The organism is Ruegeria sp. BHSC043 (genome assembly GCF_059612985.1).
On the sequence record NZ_JBXWRS010000002.1, the window covers coordinates 162,537 to 189,399 of the forward strand.

Annotated in this window: 22 protein-coding genes; 13 read left to right on the forward strand and 9 right to left on the reverse strand. The window is 63.0% G+C overall.

All coding sequences use genetic code 11. The features are described 5' to 3' along the window. The first annotated feature begins 40 nt into the window (after positions 1-40). The 3 genes from queA to AC2FMM_RS05875 all read left to right on the forward strand — a co-directional run bounded on the left by queA (position 41) and on the right by AC2FMM_RS05875 (position 3,166). Positions 41-1,087: a tRNA preQ1(34) S-adenosylmethionine ribosyltransferase-isomerase QueA gene (gene queA, locus AC2FMM_RS05865; protein WP_496796134.1), complete on the forward strand. Its 1,047-nt coding sequence runs from the start codon at positions 41-43 to the stop codon at positions 1,085-1,087. Positions 1,088-1,208: 121 nt separating this feature from the next. Continuing rightward, complete coding sequence (locus AC2FMM_RS05870) at positions 1,209-2,480, forward strand: MFS transporter (protein ID WP_496681165.1); 1,272 nt, start codon at positions 1,209-1,211, stop codon at positions 2,478-2,480. 107 nt (positions 2,481-2,587) lie between these two features. Further along, positions 2,588-3,166 (forward strand): DUF924 family protein, encoded by a 579-nt coding sequence (locus AC2FMM_RS05875; RefSeq protein ID WP_496681166.1) that lies wholly within the window; start codon positions 2,588-2,590, stop codon positions 3,164-3,166. Here the strand turns inward: AC2FMM_RS05875 and AC2FMM_RS05880 are convergent. Continuing rightward, positions 3,163-3,597: a hypothetical protein gene (locus AC2FMM_RS05880; RefSeq protein ID WP_496796045.1), complete on the reverse strand. Its 435-nt coding sequence runs from the start codon at positions 3,595-3,597 to the stop codon at positions 3,163-3,165. The genes AC2FMM_RS05875 and AC2FMM_RS05880 overlap by 4 nt on opposite strands. A 213-nt stretch (positions 3,598-3,810) precedes the next feature. Between AC2FMM_RS05880 and lpdA the strand changes: the two genes are divergently transcribed. Then, a complete protein-coding gene (gene lpdA, locus AC2FMM_RS05885; RefSeq protein ID WP_496796046.1) occupies positions 3,811-5,205 on the forward strand; it encodes a dihydrolipoyl dehydrogenase in 1,395 nt (464 codons plus the stop codon). Positions 5,206-5,366: 161 nt separating this feature from the next. Here the strand turns inward: lpdA and AC2FMM_RS05890 are convergent, their stop codons facing one another. Next, positions 5,367-6,752: a dipeptidase gene (locus tag AC2FMM_RS05890; protein ID WP_496796047.1), complete on the reverse strand. Its 1,386-nt coding sequence runs from the start codon at positions 6,750-6,752 to the stop codon at positions 5,367-5,369. A 325-nt stretch (positions 6,753-7,077) separates the two neighbouring features. On the opposite strand from AC2FMM_RS05890, the gene hemA reads away from it, so the two are divergent. The 3 genes from hemA to ispG all read left to right on the forward strand — a co-directional run bounded on the left by hemA (position 7,078) and on the right by ispG (position 10,837). After that, the gene (gene hemA, locus AC2FMM_RS05895; protein ID WP_496711477.1) at positions 7,078-8,301 is read left to right on the forward strand and encodes a 5-aminolevulinate synthase; all 1,224 of its coding nucleotides are present in this window, start codon (positions 7,078-7,080) and stop codon (positions 8,299-8,301) included. Between the two features lie 130 nt (positions 8,302-8,431). Then, entirely contained in the window at positions 8,432-9,643 is a 1,212-nt protein-coding gene (locus AC2FMM_RS05900; RefSeq protein ID WP_496681175.1) for a helix-turn-helix domain-containing protein, read from the forward strand. Positions 9,644-9,715: 72 nt separating this feature from the next. Beyond that, positions 9,716-10,837, forward strand: a complete 1,122-nt coding sequence (gene ispG, locus AC2FMM_RS05905; RefSeq protein WP_149774887.1) for a flavodoxin-dependent (E)-4-hydroxy-3-methylbut-2-enyl-diphosphate synthase — start codon at positions 9,716-9,718, stop codon at positions 10,835-10,837. A 74-nt stretch (positions 10,838-10,911) separates the two neighbouring features. On the opposite strand, the gene AC2FMM_RS05910 is transcribed toward ispG, so the two are convergent. Together AC2FMM_RS05910 and AC2FMM_RS05915 are read right to left on the reverse strand one after the other, a co-directional pair. Then, on the reverse strand, positions 10,912-11,670 hold the full coding sequence (locus AC2FMM_RS05910; protein ID WP_496796048.1) for a DsbA family protein: 759 nt from the start codon (positions 11,668-11,670) through the stop codon (positions 10,912-10,914). Then, positions 11,667-13,049 (reverse strand): M48 family metalloprotease, encoded by a 1,383-nt coding sequence (locus AC2FMM_RS05915; RefSeq protein WP_496796049.1) that lies wholly within the window; start codon positions 13,047-13,049, stop codon positions 11,667-11,669. The genes AC2FMM_RS05910 and AC2FMM_RS05915 overlap by 4 nt, the downstream gene beginning before the upstream one ends. Between AC2FMM_RS05915 and AC2FMM_RS05920 the strand changes: the two genes are divergently transcribed. The 6 genes from AC2FMM_RS05920 to AC2FMM_RS05945 all read left to right on the forward strand — a co-directional run bounded on the left by AC2FMM_RS05920 (position 13,048) and on the right by AC2FMM_RS05945 (position 21,644). Next, positions 13,048-14,211 (forward strand): pyridoxal phosphate-dependent aminotransferase, encoded by a 1,164-nt coding sequence (locus AC2FMM_RS05920; RefSeq protein WP_496796050.1) that lies wholly within the window; start codon positions 13,048-13,050, stop codon positions 14,209-14,211. The genes AC2FMM_RS05915 and AC2FMM_RS05920 overlap by 2 nt on opposite strands. A gap of 65 nt (positions 14,212-14,276) precedes the next feature. Beyond that, entirely contained in the window at positions 14,277-15,497 is a 1,221-nt protein-coding gene (locus AC2FMM_RS05925) for an N-acetylmuramoyl-L-alanine amidase (protein ID WP_496796051.1), read from the forward strand. Positions 15,498-15,592: 95 nt separating this feature from the next. Further along, positions 15,593-18,082 (forward strand): penicillin-binding protein 1A, encoded by a 2,490-nt coding sequence (locus AC2FMM_RS05930; RefSeq protein ID WP_496796052.1) that lies wholly within the window; start codon positions 15,593-15,595, stop codon positions 18,080-18,082. A gap of 107 nt (positions 18,083-18,189) precedes the next feature. Beyond that, entirely contained in the window at positions 18,190-19,317 is a 1,128-nt protein-coding gene (prfB, locus tag AC2FMM_RS05935; RefSeq protein WP_496681191.1) for a peptide chain release factor 2, read from the forward strand. Positions 19,318-19,427: 110 nt separating this feature from the next. Then, entirely contained in the window at positions 19,428-20,828 is a 1,401-nt protein-coding gene (locus AC2FMM_RS05940) for an amidase (protein WP_496796053.1), read from the forward strand. Between the two features lie 24 nt (positions 20,829-20,852). Beyond that, on the forward strand, positions 20,853-21,644 hold the full coding sequence (locus tag AC2FMM_RS05945; protein WP_496796054.1) for a DUF2189 domain-containing protein: 792 nt from the start codon (positions 20,853-20,855) through the stop codon (positions 21,642-21,644). Between the two features lie 9 nt (positions 21,645-21,653). Here the strand turns inward: AC2FMM_RS05945 and AC2FMM_RS05950 are convergent, their stop codons facing one another. The 5 genes from AC2FMM_RS05950 to AC2FMM_RS05970 all read right to left on the reverse strand — a co-directional run bounded on the left by AC2FMM_RS05950 (position 21,654) and on the right by AC2FMM_RS05970 (position 26,492). After that, positions 21,654-21,875 (reverse strand): hypothetical protein, encoded by a 222-nt coding sequence (locus AC2FMM_RS05950; RefSeq protein WP_496796055.1) that lies wholly within the window; start codon positions 21,873-21,875, stop codon positions 21,654-21,656. Continuing rightward, positions 21,872-23,029 (reverse strand): aromatic ring-hydroxylating oxygenase subunit alpha, encoded by a 1,158-nt coding sequence (locus AC2FMM_RS05955; protein ID WP_496796056.1) that lies wholly within the window; start codon positions 23,027-23,029, stop codon positions 21,872-21,874. The genes AC2FMM_RS05950 and AC2FMM_RS05955 overlap by 4 nt, the downstream gene beginning before the upstream one ends. Positions 23,030-23,139: 110 nt before the next feature. Then, entirely contained in the window at positions 23,140-23,808 is a 669-nt protein-coding gene (locus AC2FMM_RS05960) for a helix-turn-helix domain-containing protein (protein ID WP_496796057.1), read from the reverse strand. A 311-nt stretch (positions 23,809-24,119) separates the two neighbouring features. Further along, the gene (gene ilvN / locus AC2FMM_RS05965) at positions 24,120-24,680 is read right to left on the reverse strand and encodes an acetolactate synthase small subunit (protein ID WP_496684483.1); all 561 of its coding nucleotides are present in this window, start codon (positions 24,678-24,680) and stop codon (positions 24,120-24,122) included. A gap of 60 nt (positions 24,681-24,740) precedes the next feature. Next, complete coding sequence (locus AC2FMM_RS05970; protein WP_496740745.1) at positions 24,741-26,492, reverse strand: acetolactate synthase 3 large subunit; 1,752 nt, start codon at positions 26,490-26,492, stop codon at positions 24,741-24,743. Positions 26,493-26,863: the final 371 nt, after the last annotated feature.

Here is a 26,863-nt window from a genome sequence, read left to right on the forward strand (position 1 = left end):
ATCTGTGGTCAAATCCATTCGGGCGTTGTATGCCGCGCGCATGAAGCTGAGTGATTTCGATTTCGACCTGCCCGAAGACCTGATCGCTACCCGGCCCGCCAGCCCGCGCTCGTCGGCGCGTCTGTTGGTGGCGCAGGGCGATGACCTGACCGATGCGCGCGTGTCCGACCTGCCCGACTGGCTGCGACCGGGTGACCGGCTGGTGCTGAACGACACCCGGGTCATTCCCGCGCGCCTGTCGGGGCGGCGCCACCGCAACAGCGCGCAGGGGCCGGTGTCGGCCGCGGTCGAAGCCACCTTGCTGGACCCGCAGGCCGACGGCAGTTGGGCGGCACTGCTCAAGCCTCTGAAAAAGGTGCGCGTCGGCGAAGAGATCGTGTTCTCGGGCGAACTGTCTGCGATTCTGGAACGCGTCGTGGACGGGCAGGCCCATCTGCGGTTCAACCTGACGGGCGAGGATTTCGACCGCGCGCTTGAGCAGGCCGGGGCGATGCCGCTGCCGCCCTACATCGCCGCAAAGCGACCGGCGGACGAGCGGGACAAGACGGACTATCAGACGGTCTGGGCGCGCCATTCCGGTGCCGTGGCGGCCCCCACCGCCTCGCTGCATTTCGACGAGTCGCTGCTGCAGGCACTGGCTGCGCGTGGGGTGGATTTCACCTATGTCACCCTGCATGTGGGCGCGGGCACCTTCCTGCCGGTCAAGGTCGAGGACGTGACCACCCACAAGATGCATGCCGAATGGGGGCGTGTCAGCGCGCAGGCCGCGGCCGAGATCGCCGCCACCAAGGCCACCGGCGGCCGCGTCATTCCCGTGGGCACCACGGCGCTGCGCCTGATCGAAAGCGCCGCGCGCGGCGGACGGATCGAACCGTGGGAAGGCGAGACCGACATCTTCATCTATCCCGGTTTCAAATTCCATGTGACCGATGCGCTGATGACCAATTTCCACCTGCCCAAATCCACCCTGCTGATGCTGGTCTCGGCATTGATGGGTAAGGACCGGATGCTGCGGATCTACGATCACGCTATTGCCAGCCGGTACCGCTTCTTTTCTTATGGTGACGCGTCGCTTTTGATCCCTTAAAGGGCGCGATCACCGGACCGAATCCGGGAAATGTCGTAGACAAGCGCGACCGGGGCGTATTCAGGTCGTTTACCGCAACGAGTTTGACGCAAAGAATTGTTCAGCAGAATTGGAGGCAGTCATGCTTCAGGTACTTGCCAGCGCATGGGCGCTTCTTCTTGGAATGGGTCTGCTGATGATCGGCAACGGCCTGCAGGGTACCCTGCTGGGCGTGCGGGGCGAGATCGAGGGCTTCTCGACGCTGGAGATGTCCTTTGTCATGTCGGCCTATTTCGTGGGATTCCTGGGCGGCTCGCGCCTGGCTCCCGAGATGATCCGGCGGGTCGGGCATGTGCGGGTCTTCGCGGCGCTGGCGTCGTTCATCTCGGCAGTGATGATCATGTATCCGATGCTGACCGACCCGATCGCCTGGTCGCTGGGCCGCGTGGTGATCGGCTTTTGTTTTTCCGGCGTGTATGTGACGGCCGAAAGCTGGTTGAACAATGCCGCCAGCAATGAAAACCGGGGGCAGGCGCTGTCGCTGTACATGATCGTCCAGATGATCGGCATCGTCAGTGCGCAGGCGCTGATGCTGGTGGGCGATCCGGCGGGGTACGAGACCTTCGTAATCGCCTCGATCCTGGTCTCGGTCTCGTTCGCGCCGATCCTGCTGTCGATCTCGCCGACACCGGCCTTTGACACGACCAAGCCGATGACGCTGAGACAGTTGATGGAAACCTCGCCGCTGGGCTGCGTTGGCATGTTCCTGCTGGGCGGCGTCTTTTCGGCCCAGTTCGGCATGGCCGCGGTCTATGGCGCCCGCGCCGGGTTGACCCTGGTCGAGATTTCGACCTTCGTGGCAACCTTCTACATCGGTGCGTTGCTGTTGCAGTATCCGCTGGGATGGTTCTCGGACCGGATGGACCGGCGGGTGCTGATCCTGCTGGTTTCGGTCGCCGGGGGGGCCGCGGCTCTGGTGGGCATGCTGTTTGGCATGACCTTCGCGGTTCTGCTGGCCGCCGCCTTCGTGATCGGAGGCATGTCGAACCCGCTTTATTCGCTGCTGATCGCCTATACCAATGACTATCTGGAATACGAGGACATGGCCGCTGCCTCGGGCGGGTTGATCTTCATCAACGGTTTGGGGGCGATCGCTGGCCCGCTCATCACCGGTTGGCTGATGGGCGATGCGGTGTTCGGGCCGTCCGGGTATTTCCTGTTAATCGCCGCGCTGCTGTTCGCCATGGCTGCCTATGCGTTGTACCGGATGACCCAGCGTGCCCATGTGCCGGTGGACGAGACCGCCGCGCTTGCGCCGCTTTACCCCACCGCCTCGCCGGTGGCGCTGGAAGTTGCGCAGGAAATCGCCATCGAGGCCGCGCAGGACGACGAAGAGGCTGAAACTCCGGCCTGAGCGCCGGATATGTGTCGCAAGTGTTGCAATATGTTACTGTAACATTTCTGTAAAAGACCCTTAAATGACCCTACGTCTCTTGGGGGAGAACACACGGAGTCATTGGGATGGTCGGTCCTGAAGAAGTATTGAGTTTTTGGTTGGATGAAGTCGGCCCCAAGGGCTGGTACCGCGAGGATGAGGCACTGGATACCCGGATCCGGGAGAGGTTCCTGACGACGTGGGAAGCGGCGTGCCAAGGGAAATTCTCGCTGTGGCTGACCTATCCCAGCGGGGCCTTGGCCTACATCATTCTGATGGATCAATTTCCGCGCAACATGTTCCGGGGCAGCGCTCGGGCCTTCGCGTCCGACAGGGCTGCGCTGGCGGCGGCCAAATGCGCCATCGACAAGGGCTGGGACCTGAAGATCGACGAACCGGCGCGGCAGTTCTTCTACATGCCGCTGATGCATTCCGAGAACCTGTGCGACCAGGAACGCTGTGTACGACTGATGTGCGAGCGCATGCCCAAGCATGGCAGAGACAACCTGCTGCATGCCCGCGCGCATCGCGAGGTGATCAGAAAATTCGGGCGGTTCCCCTATCGCAACGCGGCGCTGTCGCGGGAAACGACTGCGCCCGAGGCCGCCTATGTCAGCAACGGCGGTTACGGTGCCACCGTGCGCGAGTTGCAGGCGATCGCCTAGCTTTCCTGCGCCCCGCAGCCCCGCAGCGTCATCAGGCGTTGGCTGGTGGTGTCGATGGCCGTGATTATGGCTCGGTCGATCAACAGTTCCGGGGTTTCGGCGATCTGTGTCAGGGTATCTTGTGCCCGGTTCAGGGCTGCCAGGCTCTGGTCGAGCCGGTCCAGCGTTCGCGCCAGCTTCTGTCCAGTGTCCAAATCGGTACTGCCGCCGGCGCGAACGGCCTTCAACTCGTCCCGCAACGCGCTCAAATCCGCTCTGATGTTGCGGGCCTGCTCCTGAAATGGGCGCACGATCTGCAGATTCTGCTGGAACCGGTCCTGAATGTTCTCGACGCTCTGCGCCAGTTTCCAGCCGAGAAACAGGCACAGAGCCAACAGGATCAGAGTCGCGTTCAGTAGGGCAATCAGCAGATCCTTGAGTGTTCGGGCCATGGCCTGGGCCTCCTATGTCTCGGTCAAACACGTGTTGCCAATGGATTTGGTATCTTTTCTAGCCTTCCGCCCAGCGCTGCAATAGTCTTGACGGGCTGGGTTTCTACTTTTGTGACCTTACGTCACCAATGTCGCAGGCAGCGATGTTGAAGCGCCCGCAGAAATAGTTTAGCACTAAACTAGTTTTCATCAGACCCGCGCCGAGAGGTACACATGGCTGCAAAATCCTTTGATCTGATCGTAATCGGGGCCGGCCCCGGCGGCTATGTCGCTGCTATTCGCGCGGCCCAGCTGGGCCTGAAGACCGCAATCGTCGAGCGCGAGCACCTGGGCGGCATCTGTTTGAACTGGGGCTGCATCCCGACCAAGGCGCTGCTGCGGTCTGCCGAGGTATTCCACCTGATGGAACGCGCCAAGGATTTCGGGCTGAGCGCCGAGAAGATCGGATATGATATCGATGCTGTGGTCAAGCGGTCGCGCGGCGTGGCCAAGCAGTTGGCCGGTGGCGTCGGGCACCTTCTGAAAAAGAACAAGGTTACCGTGGTGATGGGAGAGGCGACGATCCCCGCACGCGGCAAGGTTTCGGTGAAGACCGACAAGGGAACCGAGGAGTTGGCCGCCAGCAACATCATCCTCGCCACCGGGGCCCGGGCGCGTGAGTTGCCTGGGCTCGAGGCCGACGGCGACCTGGTCTGGACCTACAAGCACGCGCTGCAGCCCCCTCGGATGCCCAAGAAGCTGCTGGTCATCGGCTCGGGCGCGATCGGGATCGAATTCGCCAGTTTCTTCAATACGCTGGGTGCGGACACGACGGTGGTCGAGGTCATGGACCGCGTTCTGCCGGTCGAGGATGCCGAGATCAGCGCCTTTGCCAAAAAGGCATTCATCAAGCAGGGCATGAAGATCATGGAGAAATCCATGGTCAAGCAGCTTGACCGCGGCAAGGGCAAGGTGACCGCCCATATCGAAACCAGCGGAAAGACGGAAAAACACGAATTCGACACGGTCATCTCTGCCGTTGGGATCGTCGGCAACGTCGAGAACCTGGGGCTCGAGGCGTTGGGGGTGAAGATCGACAGAACCCATGTCGTGACCGATGAATTCTGCCGTACCGGCGTCGATGGCCTCTATGCGATCGGCGACATCGCAGGGGCACCTTGGCTGGCGCACAAGGCAAGCCACGAGGGCGTCATGGTCGCGGAACTGATCGCCGGAAAACATGCCCATCCCGTCAAACCCGAGAGCATCGCTGGGTGCACCTACTGCCAGCCCCAGGTGGCATCGGTCGGCTACACCGAAGCCAAGGCCAAAGAGTTGGGCTTTGAGGTCAAGGTCGGCCGTTTCCCCTTTATCGGTAATGGCAAGGCCATCGCGCTGGGAGAACCCGAGGGCATGATCAAGACCGTTTTCGATGCCAAGACGGGTGAGCTGTTAGGGGCGCACATGGTCGGTGCCGAGGTGACCGAGCTCATCCAAGGATATGTCGTAGGGCGCCAGTTGGAAACCACGGAAGAAGACCTGATGAACACCGTCTTCCCGCACCCAACGCTGTCGGAAATGATGCACGAGGCCGTTCTGGACGCTTACGGACGCGCCATCCACTTCTAGCTGCAAATCGGATCATTGCGGAACGCGGAATGGGGCTCTGCCCCTACCGCGCTGCGCGCGGCTCCCCCGGGATATTTTGGGCCAGATGAAGTGCGGTCGTATTCTTCATCTGGCGTCAAATATCCCGGAGTGCGAGGCAGAGCCTCGCAAACTGCTTCTGCTCAGCGGGTCAGGGCGTCCAGGATACGGGCCCACGAGCGGATGCCCTTGTGAAAGCTGTTCACGTCATACTTTTCGTTGGGTGAATGGATGGCGTCGTCGTCGTTCGCAAATCCGACCAGCATCGAATCCAGCCCCAGAACGGAATTGAAATATCCCACGACCGGGATCGAGCCGCCCATGCCGGTGAAAACGGCCTCGCGGTTCCATTCATCTGAAAGGGCGCTGCGGGCGGCCTCGAACTCCCGCCGGTCCAGATTCATCACCGAGGCGGGGGAGCCTTCGAGGTCATTGTCCCAAACGACCTTGGCGTCGGGCGACAGGCGGTCTTCGACGTGTTTGCGGATCTTGTCCCGCAGTTTGTTGGGGTCCATGTCGCCGACCAATCGGCAGGTGATCTTGCAATGGGCTTCGCTGGGGATCACGGTTTTCGACCCCGCCCCGTTGTAGCCGCCCCATAGCCCGTTGATTTCCAGCGTCGGCCGTGCCCATTGCTGTTCAAGCGTCGAGTAGCCCTTTTCGCCGTGCGGCTGCGTGTAGCCGACCGAATTGAGGTACTCGGCCTCGTCAAAGCCGCAATTCTCCCATTGGCGCAGCTGGTCGGCGGGAACCTCGTGCACGCCTTCGTAGAAGCCTTCGACCGCAACGCGGCCGGTTTCCTCGTCGTAGAACGAGGCGACGATCCGGGAAATCTCGCGCAGCGGATTCAGGCCCGGGCCGCCGTAGTGGCCCGAATGCAGGTCGATGCGCGGGCCGATGATCGTGAATTCATCCTTGAGCATGCCGCGCAGTTGCGAGGCGATCGAGGGCACGCCGCGCGACACCATCGACGTGTCGCAGACCAGCGCCAGATCGGCCTTCAACTCGTCCTTGTTGGTCTCGAGGAACGGGACCAGCGAAGGCGACCCAGACTCTTCTTCACCTTCGAAGAAGAAGGTGATCCGGCAGGGCAGTTTGCCATGCACGGCCTTCCACGCACGGCAGGCCTCGACGAAAGTCATCAGCTGGCCCTTGTCGTCCGAGGCGCCGCGCCCGCGGATCACCTGGCCGTGCTCGGTCTCTTCCAGAGCCGGGTCGAACGGGTCGCGCTTCCACAGGTTCAGCGGGTCAACCGGCTGAACGTCATAGTGCCCGTAGAACAGCAGGTGCGGCGCGTCAGCATCATCGCCAACATGACCGACGACCATCGGGTGGCCCGGCGTTGCGCGCTTTTCTGACTGAATGCCCATGCTCTGCAAATCGGCGACCAGCCAGTCGGCAGCCTTGTCAACGCTTTCCTTGTAGGCTGGATCGGTCGAGATGGACGGGATCCGAAGAAATTCCATCAACCGGTCGATCGAGGTGGTAAGATCAGCGTCGATCTTGCTCAGTACGGCGTCAAGCGACATCGGGGGCTCCTGAATGGTTTTGAATTTGCGCCGAACCTATCAGCGCCAGCGGTGCCGTCCAGCCCAAGCCGCAGGGAAACCGCGGACAATATCGGAAACATGCGGGCATGTGAGGCGCCCGGCCTGCGTCGTTTCCTCGCGCTTGGTGGTGTCGAGTTTACTTGTCGCGGCTGGCCCGAGAGGATAATTGATGCAAATCAATGTTGCGACGGGTCCCGACGGGCTAGGCAAGTGCAGGAAACAAATAGCGGACGTTGCCTGAAAATCGGGTACTATGGCACGGAGAAACGCCTGGCCGCGCGAAAGGGTCATGAAGGAGGGTCCTTTGGACTATACAGCTCAGCTCGATACGGCGATTGCCAAGCTGCATGAAGAAGGACGTTACCGGACCTTTATCGACATCGAACGTCGCAACGGACAGTTCCCGCATGCGGTACGCACGCGCCCCGACGGGTCGCAGCAGGACATCACGGTCTGGTGCGGCAACGATTATCTGGGCATGGGGCAGCACCCTGTCGTGTTGCAGGCGATGCACGAGGCAATCGACGCAACCGGTGCCGGATCGGGCGGGACGCGCAACATCTCGGGCACGACCGTCTATCACAAACGGCTCGAGGCGGAACTGGCCGATCTGCACGGCAAAGAGGCGGCGCTGCTGTTCACCAGCGCCTACATCGCCAACGACGCCACTCTTAGCACGCTGCCCAAGTTGTTTCCGGGCCTGATCATCTATTCCGACGAACTGAACCATGCTTCGATGATCGAGGGCGTGCGCCGCAACGGGGGCGCCAAGCGGATCTTCCGCCACAATGACGTGGCCCATCTGCGCGAACTGCTCCTAGCCGACGACCCGGCCGCGCCCAAGCTGATCGCCTTTGAATCGGTCTATTCCATGGACGGCGATTTCGGTCCGATCGAGGAAATTTGCGACTTGGCCGACGAGTTCGGCGCGCTGACCTATATCGACGAAGTGCATGCCGTGGGCATGTACGGCCCGCGCGGCGGCGGCGTGACCGAGCGTGACCGGCTGGCGCATCGGATCGACATTATCAACGGCACCCTGGCCAAGGCCTATGGCGTGATGGGCGGCTACATCGCGGCCAGCGCGAAAATGTGCGATGCCGTTCGCTCTTATGCGCCGGGTTTCATCTTTACCACCTCACTGCCTCCGGCGGTCGCTGCGGGCGCCGCAGCCTCGGTCGCCTTCCTCAAGCGTGCGCCGGAACTGCGCGAGCAGCATCAGACCCAGGCCAAGATCCTCAAGCTGCGGCTGAAGGGGCTGGGCTTGCCGCTGATCGACCACGGCAGCCACATCGTGCCGGTGATAGTAGGCGACCCGGTACATACCAAAAAGCTCAGCGACATGCTGCTGGAAAGCTATGGCATCTATGTCCAGCCGATCAATTTCCCGACCGTGCCCCGCGGGACCGAGCGCCTGCGCTTTACCCCGTCGCCCGTCCATGGACCGGACGAGATGAACTGCTTGGTCCAGGCAATGGACGAACTTTGGTCACATTGTGCGCTAAATCGCGCCGAACTTGCCGGGTAGCCTCTGACTGACATGTGCAACATGTTTGGCGCGTGTTAAGCTCTCGCTAACAAAAGAAAACGGATGATTCGTTGTGGGGATGATTCGCCGTTTGCGTGTAACACGCGGTAGGCAGTTTGGGGCAGCAGGGATGATTGGGCGCAGGACTCAGCGCAATTCCGAGCAAGACGTGGAGGTCAGGCCAAAAGGGTTTGACGACTATGAGGTTCGCCTGGGCGATGTCATGCGCGGCGAGCGTGCCACCAAGGGCAAGTCTCTGCTGGATGTCCAACGTGAACTGCGGATCAAGGCCAACTACATCGCCGCCATCGAAAACGCCGACCCTGATGCGTTCGACACACCCGGCTTTATCGCCGGGTATGTGCGTTCCTACGCCCGGTATCTGGGCATGGACCCGGATGAAACCTTTGAAACCTTCTGCAAGGAAAGCGGGTTTTCGGTGGCGCATGGCATGTCGGCCCAAGCCTCGGTGGTCAAGAAAGGCGGCGGCGACTTGCCGGCGCGTGGACCAATGGGGCGCGACCCGTTCATTTCGCCGAACACGCCTTATCTTCCGGGCCGTGAATCCGTCTTCAGCCAGATTGAACCCCGGGCAATCGGCTCTTCGCTGGTCCTGCTGGCACTGATCGGCGGCATCGGCTATGGCGGCTGGTCGGTTCTCAACAAGATCCAGCAGGTGCAGGTCGCCCCGGTCGAACAAGCGCCGGTGGTGTTGGCCGATCTCGATCCGCTGGCGGCGATCCGGTCCGACACCGACGATGATATCGACGGCTTGCAGGCCCCCAGTGCAGAGGCGTTGGATCGTCTGTATCGGCCGCAGGCGCTGGACGTGCCGGTGCTGGTGGCGCGCGATGCGCCGATCTCGACGCTCGATCCGCGCACCGTAGGCACCTTCCGCCCGCCGGAACTGCCCGAGGTGGCTATGGCCGAAGTGCACACGGTCGAGCGCACACCGCTGCCGCAAGTGGTCGAACAGGTGGACACTGCGCTCAAGATCGTTGCGGTAGAACCTGCCTGGATGCGGGTCACCGCAGCCGATGGCAGCGTGATCTTCGAGGGAACGCTTGGCACGGTCGAAAACGGCAACGTCTTCGAGGTGCCGCTGACAGAAGAGCCCCCGCAACTGCGCGCAGGGGCATCGGGCAGCGTGTATTTCTCGATGAACGGCCAGCATTACGGCCCGGTCGGTAAGCCCGGAACCGTGTCCAAGGGCGTGATCCTGTCCAAGGACGCGGTTGCCGAAAACTACGCCGTTGCCGATCTCACGTCCGAGGCCAACAGTGCGCTGCGGCGTCTGGTGGCCGAGCTTCAGACCCAAGCGACCGAAGCCCCGGCAGAGTGATCTTGCCATTGCGGCGGGCTTGCCCCCGGACTATCTAAAGGCCAGACCTCAGACTGACGCGGATCCGTTTTCATGTCTCTGAACCACGTGCGCCCCTGGCGCGACATCTATCGCCGCAAATCCCGCCAGATCATGGTCGGCAACGTTCCGGTGGGCGGCGACGCGCCGATCGCCGTGCAAACCATGACCAACACGCTGACGACCGATGTCGCCGCGACCGTGGCGCAGGTACAGGCGGCGGCCGAGGCCGGAGCGGATATCGTGCGCGTATCGGTCCCGGACGAGGCGTCGTCGAAGGCGTTAAAGGAGATCGTGCGCGAAAGCCCGGTGCCGATCGTGGCGGATATCCATTTCCACTATCGGCGCGGCATCGAGGCCGCCGAGGCCGGCGCCGCGTGCCTGCGCATCAACCCGGGCAATATCGGTGATGAAAAGCGGGTGAAAGAGGTCATCAAGGCCGCGCGCGACCACAATTGCTCGATCCGCATCGGCGTGAACGCGGGCAGTCTGGAAAAGCACCTGCTGGAGAAATATGGCGAGCCGTGCCCCGAGGCGATGGTGGAAAGCGGGCTCGAACATATCCGCATCCTGCAGGACAATGATTTCCACGAATTCAAGATCAGCGTGAAGGCCAGCGACGTTTTCCTGTCGGCTGCTGCCTATCAGGGCATCGCCGAGGCCACCGACGCCCCGATCCATCTGGGCATCACCGAGGCCGGGGGGCTGGTCAGCGGCACGATCAAATCGGCCATCGGGCTGGGCAACCTGCTGTGGATGGGGATCGGCGACACGATCCGCGTCAGCCTGTCCGCCGATCCGGTCGAAGAGGTGAAGGTCGGTTTCGAGATCCTAAAATCTCTTGGCCTGCGCCATCGGGGCGTGAACATCATCTCATGCCCGTCCTGCGCGCGGCAGGGGTTCGACGTGATCAAGACGGTCGAGACGCTGGAAAAGAGGCTGGAACACATAAAGACCCCCATGAGCCTGTCGATCATCGGCTGCGTCGTGAACGGCCCCGGCGAGGCGCTGATGACCGATGTCGGCTTTACCGGCGGGGGCGCGGGTTCGGGCATGGTCTATCTGGCGGGCAAGGCCAGCCACAAGATGTCGAACGAACAGATGATCGACCACATCGTCGAGCAGGTGGAGAAGAAGGCGGCCGAGCTGGACGCCGCGGCCGAGGCGGCTGAATAGAAACAAAAAAAACCGCAGCACCTGGCTGCGGCTTTTCTCTGTGGTGTCGTATCCGGTCTCGACCTCTTGGCCGACTATCCCTGTTCGGCGCGCACGGCGTCGGCGATCTGCTGCATCTGATCGGCCTTCAGATAACCGCGCAACATTTCCGTACCCAGCACGAAGCTGGGCGTGCCAGAAATCTTGAGCCGTTGCGCCAGTTCGCGGGTCTGGGCGATTTCATCTGTCACCGCGTCGCTATCCATTGCAGCCAAGATCGCATCGCTGTCCAGGCCCAGCCCGTCGGAGATGCGGCGCAGGGCTACTTCGGTCACGTCTCCGCCGAATTCCATCAGCGCGTCATGCACCTGCTTGTAGGCGTCGTCGCCTGCGACTTGCTTGGTCGCGATAGCAAAACGTGACGACAACACCGAAGCGTCGCCAAGGATCGGGAACTCTTTGATGATAAAGCGGATGTTTCCATCCTGTGCCAGCAGGGCGTCGACCTCGGGCACCGCTCGGCGGCAATAGCCGCAGCGATAGTCCATGAACTCGACCAGAGTGATGTCGCCGTCTGGATTACCACCCACCCAGCTGTAGCCGTCGTTGAACAGCGCCTCGGCATTGGCTGCGACCAGGTCTTTGTCGGCTGCGGCTTCGGCTGCGGCGTTGCGCTGCTCCAGAATGTTGACCGCTTCGATGATGACCTCGGGGTTTTCCAGCAGATATTCGCGCACGGCCGCGCCGAACTCGGCCTTTTCGTCGGGACTCATCGCGCTCAGGTCCAGCGCCTGCGCGGGGCCGGATATCAGGGTAAGCCCCAGAAGGGCAGGTGCTACGTGTCTGAGGATCATTTCCGTTTCCTTTTCGATTTCTCAGCTCGTTCTGCGGCAATCAGCACATCCTGTGCCCGTTGCCAACCCGGTGAGCCTTCGGGCAATTGCCCGACGGCGCGTCTTGCGTGGATGCCCGCATCGGCCAGGCGGCCTTGCAGGGCATAGCGTTCGGCGGTGACGGTCGCGGCCATGCCGGGCTGTCCCAGCTTGGCATAGGCCACCCCCAGATCCTGCATCAGCCGCAGGTTTCGATAGTCGCGGGCGCGTGCCTTTTCAAGCACTTGCAGGGCTTCCTTCGTACGCCCTTCGGCCAGCAACCCGCGCCCGTACCCGGCCATGATCAGAGCATCGCGCGGCGCCAGTTCCATGGCCTTGGCATAGGCGTTGACCGCTTGCGCAAACCGGCGGTTTTCCAGCAGGATCTGACCTTTCAACTCGTAATAGTACGGATCCTCGGGCCGGATCGCCAAGGCCCCGTCGATGGACGACAGGGCCGCACCCAGATTGCGGTTCTGGTGATGGGCGGCGGCTTCGCGCATCAGGCGGATGTCCCGTGCGCTTTCTTCTTTGGCGCGGCGCAGGGTCCAGCTGGGCGAGCGCAGGAAGGCCGACAGTTTGCCCTTCACCCGCGCGAACCAGTAGTCGGCGTTCGGGTCGGGTTTGGCGCGGTCGCCGAATTCATCCAGAAAGGCCTCGGCGGCGCGCAGACGCTCGCGGCTGGTGGGGTGCGACCGCATGTAGGGGTCCTGATTGGCCTCGCTCAGCAATTCCTGGCCGGCGAATTTCCGGTGCAGGGCGACCATGCCGCTGGGCGAGATCTCGGCCCAACGCAGGTATCCGGCCGCGCTGCGGTCGGCCGAGGCCTCTTCGGCGCGGGTGTGGCCCAGAAAGCTGCGCAGCGCCGAGGCGGATGTTCCGGCGGCGATCCCGGCTGCGGCCTCGCCGCCCCCTGCAGCCGCGGCGATCATGGCCAGCGCGGTTCCGAACCCGGCGGCCCGCTTGGCGGCGCGCAGGTTTTCGGCCCGCCGGGCCAGATGCCCGTTGGCGATATGGGCGGCCTCGTGCGCGATGACGGCCTGCAGCATCTCGGGGCTGTCGACGCTGAGGATCAGCCCGTGGTTCACGTAGATCGTGTTGTAGTCGATCACGAAGGCGTTGAACGTATCGTCCTTGACCACCAGAACGCGCACGCGGTTGGTGTTCAGCCCCGCCGCGCGCAGGATCGGAAAGGCCAGTTCGCGCAGCCCGTGTTCGATATCTGGGTCGCGGATCAGGCTTTGCGCGTGGCTTTGCGCGGTGGCCGCGATCCACAGCGCCACCGCCAGCAGAAATGCCGGGATTGACGCCAGCCGGGATCCGCGTTCAAAAGCCATGGTCGCAACATGGGAGATGGGCATGCGAAACTCAACCCGGTCGGGCGTTGATCCCTTCATCGTGATGGACGTGATGGAGGCCGCGCGCCGCGCTGAAGAGGCCGGGCGTCACATCATCCACATGGAAGTCGGCCAGCCCGGAACCGGCGCGCCTCAAGGCGCGTTGGAGGCGCTGGCCCGCGCGATGCGGCACGGCCCGCTGGGCTATACCGTCGCGCTGGGTCTGCCGGCGCTGCGGCAACGCATCGCACGGATGTATGGCGAATGGTACGACGTAGACCTGAACCCCGAGCGGGTGGTGATCACCCTGGGATCCTCAGGCGGATTCCTGCTGGCCTTCACCGCGCTGTTCGACAGCGGCGACCGGGTGGGGATCGGCGCGCCGGGTTATCCGTCCTATCGTCAGATCTTGCGGGCGCTGGGGCTGGTGCCGGTCGATCTGCCGACTGCGCAGGAAAACCGCCTGCAACCCGTGCCACAGGATTTTGCCGGGCTCGACCTGCAGGGGCTGATGGTGGCCTCGCCCGCAAACCCGACCGGAACCATGCTGGACCACGCCGCCATGGGCGCGCTGATCGAGGCCGCGCAGGGGCAGGGTGCTTCGTTCATCAGTGACGAAATTTATCACGGGCTGGAATACGAGGCCAAGGCGGTCACTGCTCTGGAATTGACCGACGAGTGTTATGTCATCAACTCGTTTTCCAAGTATTTCTCGATGACCGGCTGGCGCGTCGGCTGGATGGTGGTGCCCGAGGATCAGGTGCGCGTGGTCGAACGCATCGCCCAGAACATGTTCATCTGTGCGCCCCATGCCAGCCAGGTCGCCGCGCTGGCCGCGATGGATTGCGAGGACGAACTGCAGGGCAACCTAGCCGTCTATCGCCGCAACCGCGACCTGATGCTGAAGGGCCTGCCCGAGGCCGGGTTCACCAACATCGCGCCTCCGGACGGGGCGTTCTATGTCTATGCCGATGTCTCGGACCTGACCCAGGACAGCCGCGCTTTTGCCGCCGAGATCCTGGACAAGGCCGGCGTCGCCGTGACGCCGGGGTTGGATTTCGACCCAGTGCGCGGCCATACGACCCTGCGCTTTTCCTACGCCCGGTCGACCGAGGACATCGAGCAGGGCCTGGAACGGCTCCGCAGCTTCATGGTGGATCGCCGAGCCGCGCAGAAGTCGGCCTGAGGCGTTCACAAACCGGCCGTGCTGCGATAGGCTGCCGCCAAACGATCTCGGGAAAACTTGAGGCCATGAGCAGGATCCTTTTCGCACTCGCCCTGATCTGGGCGCTGATCGGCGCGGCATGGGCGCAGGACTTCAATGCTTTGGCGCGTGTCCTGCCCGAGGATAGCCGGATCATCGACGATGACGGCGCGGGCGTGCAGGTCCAGCTGGGGCTAAGCCAGGGCGTGCCATATCGCATCTTCACCCTTCAAGACCCGTACCGGATGGTGATCGACTTCAAGGAAGTCGACTGGAGCGGGTTGAACCGCGAGGCCTTCCTGCAGACCCGGCGCATCAGCGCGGTTCGGTTCGGGGCCTATGTGCCCGGCTGGTCGCGTCTGGTGCTGGAACTGGGGGCGCCGCTGGCGGTGGACCGGGCCGCGATGCGTGTCGATCCGGCCTCGGGCGCGGCGGTGTTGACCCTGAACCTGAAAGGCACCGATTTCGAAAGCTTCGCCGCAAGCGCGGGCGCGCCGCACACGCCCGGATGGGATCTGCCGCCCCCGGCCGATCTGCCGGCGCTGCGCGGCGCGGATGACCGACGGGCGCTGCGGGTGATGCTTGACCCGGGCCATGGAGGCATCGACCCCGGCGCCGAGGCGGGCGGAACCAACGAAAAGACCTTGATGCTGACCTTCGCCCGCGAACTGCGCGAGGAACTGCTGCGCGCGGGCGGGTTCGAAGTAGTCCTGACGCGGGCCGACGATCATTTCGTCTCGCTGGAACGGCGGATCGCGCTGGCGCATCGCGCCGCAGCCGATGTCTTCATCTCGCTGCATGCCGACGCGCTGTCCGAGGGGCAGGCCCACGGCGCCACGATCTATGTCCTGTCCAACGAGGCCTCGGACGTGGCCAGCCGCAAACTGGCCGAGCGGCACGACCGCGACGACCTGATCGCCGGCGTTGATCTGAGCGGCTCGGACGACCAGATCGCCGACGTTCTGCTGGACATGGCCCGGCAAGAGACCCAGCCCCGGACCGAGGCGCTGGCGCAGACGCTGGCCAACGGCATGGCGCAACAGGGCGGGCCGATGAACCGCCGCCCTGTCCGTCGGGCCTCGTTTTCGGTACTCAAGGCCGCCGACATCCCGTCGGTTCTGGTCGAACTTGGGTTCTTGTCCAGCCCCAGAGATCTGAAAAACCTGAAAAATCCCGAATGGCGATCCACCATGGCGCGCGGCATCCGTCAGGGGCTTCAGGCTTGGCGGCAGCAAGATCTGGCCCGCCGCGACCTGATTGGGCAGTGACCCTGCGGCGCAAAACGGCTAGTATCGGCGCGGGTGCTTTGACCCTTGTGTGCAGCGGCACTATATAGGCGGCACCGCGAACAAAAGGCAGCAACGTGATCCGGTTCATTCTTTCGATTTTCGGGGCGATCTTCAGCCTCGTGACGCTTGGTATCTTCATGGCGGCGCTGGTGATCGGCGCGGTGTTCTGGATGTACGGCCGTGACCTGCCCAGCCACGAGTCGTTGGCCCAGTACAAGCCGCCCACCATCAGCCGTATCTATTCGGGCGAAGGCCACCTGATTGACGAATTCGCCCAAGAGCGCCGCCTGTTTACCCCGTCCGAGGAAATCCCCGACCTGGTCAAGCAGGCCTTCATCTCGGCCGAGGATAAGAATTTCTACACCCACCAAGGCTATGACCCGCGCGGCATCATCGCCGCCGCGGTCGAGGCGGTGAAGTCCAAGGGCGAAAACGTTCGCGGGGCCTCGACCATCACCCAGCAGGTGATGAAGAACTTCCTTCTGTCGGGCGACCGCCGGGCCGAGCGCAAGATCAAGGAAATCATCCTTGCCACCCGCCTGGAAGAGACGCTGGACAAGGAACAGATCCTCGAGCTTTATCTCAACGAGATCTTCCTGGGCCAGAACTCCTACGGCGTGACCGCTGCCGCGCAGACCTATTTCAACAAGACCTTGCAGGAACTGGCCCCGCATGAGGCGGCGACGCTGGCGGCGATGCCCAAGGCGCCGTCGGACTATCACCCGGTCCGGCAGAAGGATCGCCTGCTGGCGCGGCGCAACTATGTGCTGCGCGAAATGTACCAGAACGGGTACATCGACAAGGCGACCTATGAGACCGAAGTGGCGCAACCGCTGCGCTCGGTCCAGAACGGCGATTTCGAAAGCTTCCGCACCGCGCTGCCGCCGCGCGACTATTTCACCGACGAGATCCGCCGTCAGCTGAGCGAGGATTTCGGCGAGGGCGAATTTTTTACCGGCGGTTTCACCGTCCGCGCCTCGGTGGACGAAGAGATGCAGGTCGAAGCCGCACTTGCCCTGCGCGAGGCCTTGCAGAAATACGACCGGTCGCGCGGGAAATGGCGCGGAACCGGCCTGACCATCCCCGAGGAAATATTGGCCGACGAGGCACAATGGCGCGCAGAGCTGGCCAAACTGGAGGTTCCACGCGACGTGGTGCTGCCCACGCCGTGGTATCCGGCGGTGGTGCTGGACGTTGCTGACCAGCAACTGACCGTGGGGGTCGAAAACGGTCCGGCCGACGGCATCATCCCGCGCAGCGACATCAAGTGGATGCAGGGCGATTTCCGCGCCAATTTCAAGCGCGGCGACGTGATCCTTGTGATAGCCGCCGAAGACGGCCAGTGGTCGGCCCGCCAGATCCCCGAGGTTCAGGGCGGATTTGTCGCGATGGACGTGAACTCGGGCCGCGTTCTGGCGGTACAGGGCGGGTTCTCGTACCAGGACTCGGTGTTCAACCGCGCCACCCAGGCGCTGCGCCAGCCCGGTTCGGCCTTCAAGCCCTTCGTCTATGCCGCCGCGCTCGACAGCGGCTACAGCCCGGCGACCATCGTGGTGGATGCGCCCATCGAGGTGAATACGCCGCAGGGTCTGTGGACCCCCAAGAACTCGACCAACAAGTTCTATGGCCCCACGCCGCTGCGCACCGGGATCGAGCAGTCGCGGAACCTGATGACCATTCGCCTGGCACAGGAAGTTTCGATGCCCGTGGTCGCAGGTTATGCGGAACGGTTTGGCGTGTACGACAACATGGGCCCCTACCTGGCCAACGCGCTGGGGGCCGAAGAGACGACGCTCTACAAGATGGTTGCGGCCTATGCGATGTTTGCCAACGGTGGCGAGCGGGTCAAACCCACCCTGGTCGACCGGATCCAGGACCGGTTTGGCAAGACGATCTATCGGCATGATGATCGTCAATGCCTCGATTGCAATTCCAGCTGGCTGGAACCCGATGCGGCCCCCACCATCGTCGACGACCGCGAGCAGGTGATGGACCCGATCACCGCCTATCAGCTGACCTCGATGATGAAGGGCGTGGTGGATCGCGGTACCGCGTCGCGTGTGGTCAACCTGCCGGTTCCGACGGCTGGCAAGACCGGTACGACCAACGAATCCAAGGACGCCTGGTTCATCGGCTTCACCTCGAATATCGTGGCCGGCTGCTATATCGGCTATGACCGTCCGCGCCCGATGGGGAGGGGGGCCTATGGCGGCACGCTGTGCGGGCCGGTCTTCCAGAGCTTCATGGAAAAGGCAGTCGCGAAATACGGCGGCGGCCCGTTCGAAGTGCCCCCGGGCGGCCATTTCATCAAGATCGACCGGTTCAGCGGCGCGCGGCTGCCGGAAGATGCGACCGGCGATTACGTCGTAGCCGAATATTTCCGCGATGGTGTCGATGGTTTCATCGACCGCGTGTACGACGGCGGTTTCGCGATGGGATCCGACCTGCCTCTGTTCGAGGAGGTCACGAGCGGAGGCCGTCAGGTTCGGACATCGACCGGCGAAACGGTCATCGTGGGACCCAAAGCCAGCCAAGGCGATCTGCAGGGCGGCGGACTTTACTGATCCGCCACCGAGCGGGGGAAAGCTATGCAAACCCGCGCGGGTCATCTTGTGGTGGCCTGAACCTCTTGCTATCACGCAGGCCTGATTGAGCAAGTTGGGACCTGACCATGCGCGCCGAAATCCAGAACATCGTGGCCGAGATCCAAAAATCGCTGGAGCTGCTGGCCCAGCGTATGGACTATGAAACCGCGCCGCACCGGCTGGAGGAGTTCAACGCCCGCGTCGAAGACCCCAACCTGTGGGACAACCCCGAAAACGCGCAGAAGCTGATGCGCGAACGGCAGGTTCTAGTCGATGCGATCGAGACCTACGAGTCGATCAAGACCGATTTGAACGACAATGTCGAACTGATCGAACTGGGTGAGATGGAAGACGACGAAGAAGTCGTCAAGGATGCCGAAGAGGCCCTGAAAAAGCTGCGCGACAAAGCGGCCGAAAAAGAGCTCGAGGCGCTGCTGGACGGCGAGGCCGACGCCAACGACACCTTCCTGGAAATCAACGCGGGCGCCGGGGGCACCGAAAGCTGCGATTGGGCCTCGATGCTGGCGCGGATGTATGTCCGCTGGGCCGAGAAGAAGGGCTACAAGGTCGAGCTGCAGTCAGAAACCCCGGGCGAAGAGGCGGGGATCAAGTCGGCGGCCTACAAGATCTCGGGCCACAACGCCTATGGCTGGCTGAAATCCGAAAGCGGCGTGCACCGGCTGGTGCGGATTTCGCCCTATGACTCGGCGGCCAAGCGGCACACATCGTTCAGCTCGGTCTGGGTCTATCCGGTGGTGGACGACAATATCGAGATCGAAGTGAACCCGGCGGATATCCGCGTCGATACCTACCGGTCCTCGGGGGCGGGCGGTCAGCACGTCAACACGACCGACTCGGCGGTTCGGATCACCCACATCCCGACCGGCATCGTGGTGACAAGTTCGGAAAAATCGCAGCACCAGAACCGCGACATCGCCATGAAGGCGCTTAAATCGCGCCTCTACCAGATGGAACTGGACCGTCGAAACGCCGAGATCAACGCCGCGCACGAGGCCAAGGGCGACGCGGGCTGGGGCAACCAGATCCGGTCCTACGTTCTGCAGCCCTATCAGATGGTCAAGGACCTGCGCACGGGTTACGAGACCTCGGACACCAAGGGTGTTCTGGACGGTGATCTGGATGGGTTCATGGCGGCCACGCTGGCGATGAACGTATCGGGCAAAAGCCGGGCCGAGGCGCAGTCGGACGCCTGATTGCGCACGGGGCGGGTGGCACACCGACAAAAGATACATACAAAACACCGGGTTTAAATACGATCCGTCCATCGCTAGGCTGAGTTCGATCATAGCCTGGACGTAACCCCATGACCCCAATCGAAACTTCGGCCGTCGAACTGCTGAGCAAGCTGCGCGCGGGGCAGGTTTCGGCCGTCGAAGTGATGCGCGCGACGCTGGACCGGATCGCGCAGGTCAACGACCGGGTCAACGCCATCGTGGCACTGCAGGATGAAGATGCACTGATGGCGCAGGCGCAGGCGGCCGACGGCCATGCCCGGCATGGCCCGCTGCACGGTCTGCCAATGGCGGTCAAGGATCTGGTGAACGTGGCGGGCATTCCTTCGACCCAGGGTTCGCCCCTGTTTCGCGGCCATGTGCCCGATGCCGACGACCTCATCGCGGCCCGACTGCGCGCGGCAGGCGCGATCCTGATCGGCAAGACCAACACGCCGGAATTCGGTCTGGGGTCGCATACGTTCAACCCGGTCTATGGCGCAACCCGCAACCCCTATGACCTGACGCGCAGTTGCGGCGGGTCTTCGGGCGGGGCGGCGGTCGCCCTGGCCACGGGAATGCTGGCGCTGGCCGATGGGTCCGACATGATGGGCAGCCTGCGCAACCCGGCCGCCTGGAACAATGTCTATGGCTTCCGCCCGACTTGGGGCCGCGTCCCGTCCGAGCCGGTGGGCGATCTGTATCTTCATCAACTTTCGACGCTGGGTCCGATGGCGCGCAGCCCAGAGGATATCGGGCTGCTGCTGGACGTGATGTCGGGCGCGGACCCGCGCCAGCCCCTGTCGTTCGACAGCGATCCGGTCTCGCCCGTGCCGGTCAGAAGCCTTGAGGACATGCGCATCGGCTGGCTGGGTGACTGGGGCGGGGCCTTCCCAACGGAAGACGGCATTCTGCCGCTGTGCGCGCGCGAGTTGACGCTGTTTGCCCAGTTGGGCGCAACGATCGAGGAGGTACCGCCCCCCTTCGATGCCGAACGGATCTGGGAGTCCTGGATCACACTGCGCTCGTTCAGCGTGGCGGCCGGGCTGCAACCCCTGGCCGACCGCAAACACGCCCTGAAGGACAGTGCCCTATGGGAGCTCGAGCGCGGGCTGGCCTTGACCGCGATGCAGGTGCAGGCCGCCAGCGTGACCCGGTCAGACTGGCACCGGCGGGCGGTTGCGCTGTTTTCCGAATATGACGCGCTGGTGCTGCCAGCAGCGCAGGTCTGGCCGTTTCCGGTGGACTGGCCGTATCCGCGCCGCATCGCCGGGGTCGAGATGGACAGCTATCACCGTTGGATGCAGGTGGTGACGCCGGTCAGCCTGTTGGGGCTGCCCTGCCTGTCGATTCCGGCCGGATTCGGGCCGGGGGGGCTGCCGATGGGGATGCAGCTGTTCGGTCCGCGGGGCAGCGATGCCCGACTGCTGTCGATCGGGGCCGCCTATCATGCGGTTACGCATTGGCCGCAGAAACGGCCGCCCGAGATTTGAAGGAACTGGGAGGACAGACGGAACATGGACAGGCCATTCGGAGTTCCAAAGTTGAAACCCGCCAGCCGCGAAATGCTTCGCACGGCGCTGCGCCGGGGCTGGCAGGACTATTGCCGCGCGCCGATCTTCGGCCTGCTGTTCGCGGGGTTCTACGTTCTAGTGGGTTGGCTGATGGCATGGATCACGGTGCAGACGGGCACCTCGTACTGGCTGGTGCTGGCCGCGATCGGGTTTCCGCTGTTGGGGCCGTTTGCAGCGGTGGGGCTGTACGAGGTCTCGCACCGGCTGGAACAGGGCGCGCCGCTGGATTTCGGCGCGATCTTCGGCGTGGTGATCCAGCAGAGCCGCCGACAGTTGCCGTCGATTTGCGCCATCATCGTTGTGATCTTCCTGTTCTGGTTCTTTCTGGGCCACATGATCTTCGCCCTGTTCATGGGCCTGTCGACCATGACCAACGTGTCCTCGTCGCTCGAGGTGTTCCTGACTGCGAACGGGTTGACCATGCTGGCCGTCGGAACCGTGGTCGGAGCGCTTTTCGCGATCCTGCTCTACATGATCTCGGTGCTGTCGATTCCGATGCTGCTGGATCGTGAACTGGATTTCGTGACGGCGATGATTTCCAGCTATGCCTATGTCGCGGTGAACAAGCGTGTGATGCTCGGGTGGGGCGCGTTCATCGCCGTCACCACCTTCATCGCCATGATCCCGTGGTTTCTGGGCCTGCTGATCGTGCTGCCGCTGTTCGGCCATGCCAGTTGGCACCTGTACCGGCAGATCACGGGGGATAGTGACGGCGAAGAAACCGCCCCAACCTGATCGGTGCGGTCACTGCTGCGGAACCTCGCGCCCCATGTCGATCAGGCGCTGGCGCAGCCGGTCGGCGGCCGGCAGACCGGCCTCGAGCGCATGCACATAGGCGTGGGTCAGGAAGAACGCTGCTGCATCCGCATCGGTCTGCGCGTCTGCGGCCTGTTCATACAGGGCCGCCAAGGCCCGGATGTCGCCGGCCGCATGTGCGTTCAGCAGACGGTCGTCCAGTGCGCTCATTCGGCGGCGGGCCTATCGTGGCGCGCGATCAGCCGCTGTGCGACCCAGTCATGGAACAGATGCGTCGGCCCATCCATCGCCGGTGAGAAATGCCCTCCGTCGAAACCGGGGGCCGCGCGACCGCGCTGCATGCCTTCGACCACGAACACGTCTTCTTCGAACACCAGTTTCCACTGCTCGGTGTTGCGCGCGCGCAGGTCGGCATCTGTGTCCGGCGACGCATAGAACAGATGGATATGTTCCGATGTACGGTCCTGCGCCTCGGGGCGCAGGATGATGGCAAAGGCGTGGTCGCGATGCACGCCCAGCAAAACGTTGGGAAAGGCGGCGATGTATTCGGCGGCCGTGTCCCACTTGGCGCTCAGCCCCGGAAAATCGGGGAAGGTGCGGCCGTCCTCGCCGGTCAGCTGGCGATAGACAAGGGTACCCTGGCCGGAAAACAGGCCGGGCTCCTGGATGTGATAGTGGTCTTCCAGCCGGGAATAGCTGTTCAACCCGGGATGCACCCAGGGCAGGTGATAGCTTTCGCAGTAATTCTCGACCGCCAGCTTCCAGTTGCAGTTCACGTCCAGCCGGAAGGCGCTGTCGGGGCCGCCATGGTACAGCGGCTGGTCGAACTCGGCCCATCGTTCGATCAGCTTGGCGTTGGCATCCTCGAAGGCCGGAGCGGTTCCCGAGACGTTGATCCAGACCACCTCGCTCCAGATATGGCTGCGCACCTCGATCAGGCCCAGTTCGGACCGGTTCACCGCGTCATGCGCGTTCTGGCCCGGCCCGCCCACATGCGGGGTCGCCACCAGGCGACCCTCGGTCGAATAGCACCAGCTGTGATAGGGGCAGCGGATCGCGCCTTCGATCTTGCGCGGTTCGGCCACCAGGATCATGCCACGGTGGCGGCAGATGTTCTGAAACACCCGTACCTGGCCCGACCGGTCGCGCAGCAGCAGCAGGGGGATGCCGAGAAACTCGATCGGGACCGCGTCGCCCGGTTCGGGCACGTCGGCGGTTACGGCCAGTCCGGACCAGCCGTCCAGCAGCAGGGCCTGGCTCTCCTCGGCGTGCAGCCGGGGGTCGGTATAGTGCGCGTTGGGCAGGCCCAGCGCGGTTTCGATGCTTTGGCGAACGGCAGACAGATCGGTCAGGGTGCTGGCCATGTGGTCCTCCTCGGTTGCCACCCAGCCTAAGCAGTCCCACCGCCGGCCCGCTGTCATGTCCGCGACCCGGGTTTTTCTCACAACGACATGTTGGCGGCCTGCCGGGGTGGTCAGGACCGGGCCAGCCGCGCGACCCCGAGGGCCGCCTTCAGATCTTGCCCCAGGAACCGCAGTTCCAACTTTCGGCAGTCGGAGGCGCTTGCGCCTAGCCTGACGCTGTATCCGGTGCGTACCGACGCGGCCGGAGTGGTTGCGTCCGCAAGAACGTAGAAACGGGTGCCGATGGCATCGCGATGCGCCATCATGATTTGTGTCGTCGTGCCTGAGCGGAAGGCCAAGCCGCGCAGTTCGCGCGAAGCCGGTGTCGCACCCGGCGTGACGGGGTCGAAGGCGCGTACGGTCGCGTGGCTGCCCTGGTTCCGGGCAAACAGCAACAGATGGCAGGTGTGCCGCGGCTCTGCGGGATGGGTTTCGATGACATGATGAAACCCGCTGCACAGCAGGGTTTCCTCCCGTTTTATTTGGCCCGTCGCGAAAAACTTCAGCAGGGACGGAGGCAGCGGCGCCGACTCGATTTTCGGTATTTCAGAAAGGGGGGTAAGAAGGATGCGGGCATCAATCCCGAAAAAGCGGCAGATCCGGTCCAGCACATCAGGCCGTGGAAAGCTTTCGCCAGACAGATATCGATTGAACTGGGTGCGATTGATGCCCAGACGGCGGCAGACCTCGGACACCGAGGGATAGCCGCTGACCAGCTGCCGGAGGTTCTCGCCAAGCATTGTGCGCAATTCTTCAGGTGTGCGTGCTTTATGGCCCATGCCTTGTCCAGTCATGGCCTATGGCAACGCAACACGACTGTGCCGACACAGCGTCCGCCGTCGGCCTGAACCGGAATATCGCATAATTTTCCCCAAGAGCTTTCCTGTCGGAAAGAACCGACGCTAGGCTAATGCCTTATAGGCCAAAGGCAATAGGCATTTGGCGATTTTGCACAAACTATTTGGGAAAACCGGCCAGATGACACTGACCGGCGACAGTCTCGAGTGGATATGGAGACAAGCGGCCCCCCTTGCGCGGGGGCGACGACCCGTCAGCTGCCGCGCAGCAGGGCGGCCACGCCGGTCCGGGCGATTTCCATCAGTCCAAGCGGGCGCATCAGGTCGGCAAAGGCGTCGATTTTTTCGGGTGTGCCAGTAATCTCGAAGATGAAGGAATTCAAGGTGCTGTCCACCACGTTGGCGCGAAAGATGTCGGCCAGGCGCAGCGCCTCGACGCGCTTTTCGCCTTCGCCCACGACTTTGATGATCGCCAGTTCTCGCTCGACCGAGGGGCCTTCGACGGTCAGGTCATGCACGTCGTGCACAGAAACGATCCGGCCCAGCTGCGCCTTGATCTGCTCGATCACCTGCGGTGTGCCGGTGGTCACGATGGTGATACGGCTGAGGTGGCCGGTGTGGTCGACCTCGGCCACGGTCAGGCTTTCGATGTTGTAGCCACGTCCGGAAAACAGCCCGATCACGCGCGCCAGGACGCCGGGTTCGTTTTCGACCAGAACGGCGATCGTGTGGCGCTCCTGCACGTCCGAAAACGTCGGGCGCAGGTTATAGGCCGAATGGCGGGTAGAGCCTTTTTTAATGTGTAGGGCAGACATTTATGTCCCTTTCTTCAACTTTCGTGCGCCGGAAGGTCCGGCCGGGTGCGATGGGAGCGATCAGACCAGTACCGAGCCCTTGGAGTCGATCACACCCTGTGTTTCGGCCTCACCCAGCAGCATCTCGTTATGCGCCTTGCCCGACGGGATCATGGGGAAGCAGTTTTCGTGTTTTTCGACGAGGCAGTCAAAGATCACCGGACCGTCGTAATTTATCATCTCCATGATCGCGTCATCCAGATCGGCCGGGTCCGAGCACATGATTCCCTTGGCCCCGAAGGCTTCGGCCAGCTTGACGAAATCGGGCAGGGCCTCGGACCAGGAATGCGAGTAGCGTTCGCCGTGCAGCAGCTCCTGCCACTGGCGCACCATGCCCAGGCGTTCGTTGTTCAGGATGAACTGTTTCACCGGCAGGCGGTATTGGACGGCGGTGCCCATCTCCTGCATGTTCATCAGCCAGCTGGCCTCGCCCGCGACGTTGATCACCAGCGCGTCGGGATGCGCCATCTGCACCCCGATCGAGGCCGGGAAGCCATAGCCCATGGTGCCCAGCCCGCCCGAGGTCATCCAGCGGTTGGGGTCTTCGAACCCAAGGAACTGCGCGGCCCACATCTGGTGCTGGCCCACTTCTGTACAGACGTAGCGGTCACGGTCCTTGGTCAGTGCCTCAAGTCGCTGCAGCGCGTATTGCGGTTTGATCGACTTTTCGCTGTTCGTGTAGGCAAGGCAGTTCACCTTGCGCCAGTCCGAGATCTGGGCCTGCCACTTGGTGACGGCCGCGGCGTTGGTCTTGCGCCCGCGCGCCTTCCACACTTTCAGCACGTCTTCCAGAACATGCGCCACGTCGCCCACGATGGGGATGTCCACTCGGATCACCTTGTTGATCGAGGACGGGTCGATATCGATATGCGCCTTTTTCGACTTGGGCGAGAACGCGTCGATGCGCCCGGTGATCCGGTCGTCGAACCGGGCGCCGACATTGATCATCAGGTCACAGTCATGCATGGCCATGTTCGCCTCGTACAGGCCGTGCATGCCCAGCATTCCGATCCAGTTCTTGCCCGATGCGGGGTAGGCGCCCAGACCCATCAGGGTCGAGGTGATGGGGAAGCCGGTCGCGTCCACCAGCTCGCGCAGCAGTTGGCTGGCGGCAGGGCCCGAATTGATCACGCCGCCGCCGGTATAGAACACGGGCTTCTTGGCGGTTTCGATGGCAGCGACCAGTTCGGTGATCGCGTCCAGATCGCCCTTGACCGCCGGCTGATAATGCGAGGTCGAGGGTTTCGGCGCGGTATAGGTGCCGGTCGCGAACTGCACGTCCTTGGGAATGTCGATCAGCACCGGGCCGGGGCGGCCGGCAGTGGCGACGTGAAACGCCTCGTGCAGGGTTGCGGCCAGCGAATTGGTGTCCTTGACCAGCCAGTTGTGCTTGGTGCAGGGGCGGGTGATGCCCACCGTGTCGGCCTCCTGGAACGCGTCCGAGCCGATCATGAAGGTCGGCACCTGGCCGGTCAGAACCACGATCGGGATCGAATCCATCAGCGCATCGGTCAGGCCGGTCACCGCGTTGGTCGCGCCGGGGCCCGAGGTCACCAGCGCGACGCCGGGCTTCCCGGTCGACCGGGCATAGCCTTCGGCGGCATGGACCGCGCCCTGTTCATGCCGCACGAGGATGTGACGGATGTCGTTCTGCAGAAAGATCTCGTCATAGATCGGCAGGACGGCGCCGCCGGGATACCCGAATACCGTGTCCACGCCCTGATCCTTGAGGGCCTGGACCACCATCTTTGCGCCGGTCATCTCACGTGTCATCTGCTTTGCTCCGTTCGCGACATGTGTCTTGCGTTTGACATAAAAAAGCCCCCGAAGTTTCGGAGGCGCATGGGTTCGATTATGGTGTACCGTTACCGGCCCATGCGCGTGGTTCCTACGATTACGACTAGCGTTTTCATCGCCAGAGGCTCCTTTTTGCGTGCAGGGACATTATGGGTGGGGGGACGGGGCGTCAACAGGCAATCTGGCCAATTTCCTGTCTCTGCGGTCGAATTTTGCGACATTTTATTGCGCAGATTGACGCATGGCCGGAATTTCCGCGAATGGTGCCGCGGGCAAGGGTTCCGAAGTCAGAAAGCGGCAGGTCGATGTCTGAAATGGGCATGAGCCGCACGCGCCGCCGGGTCAGG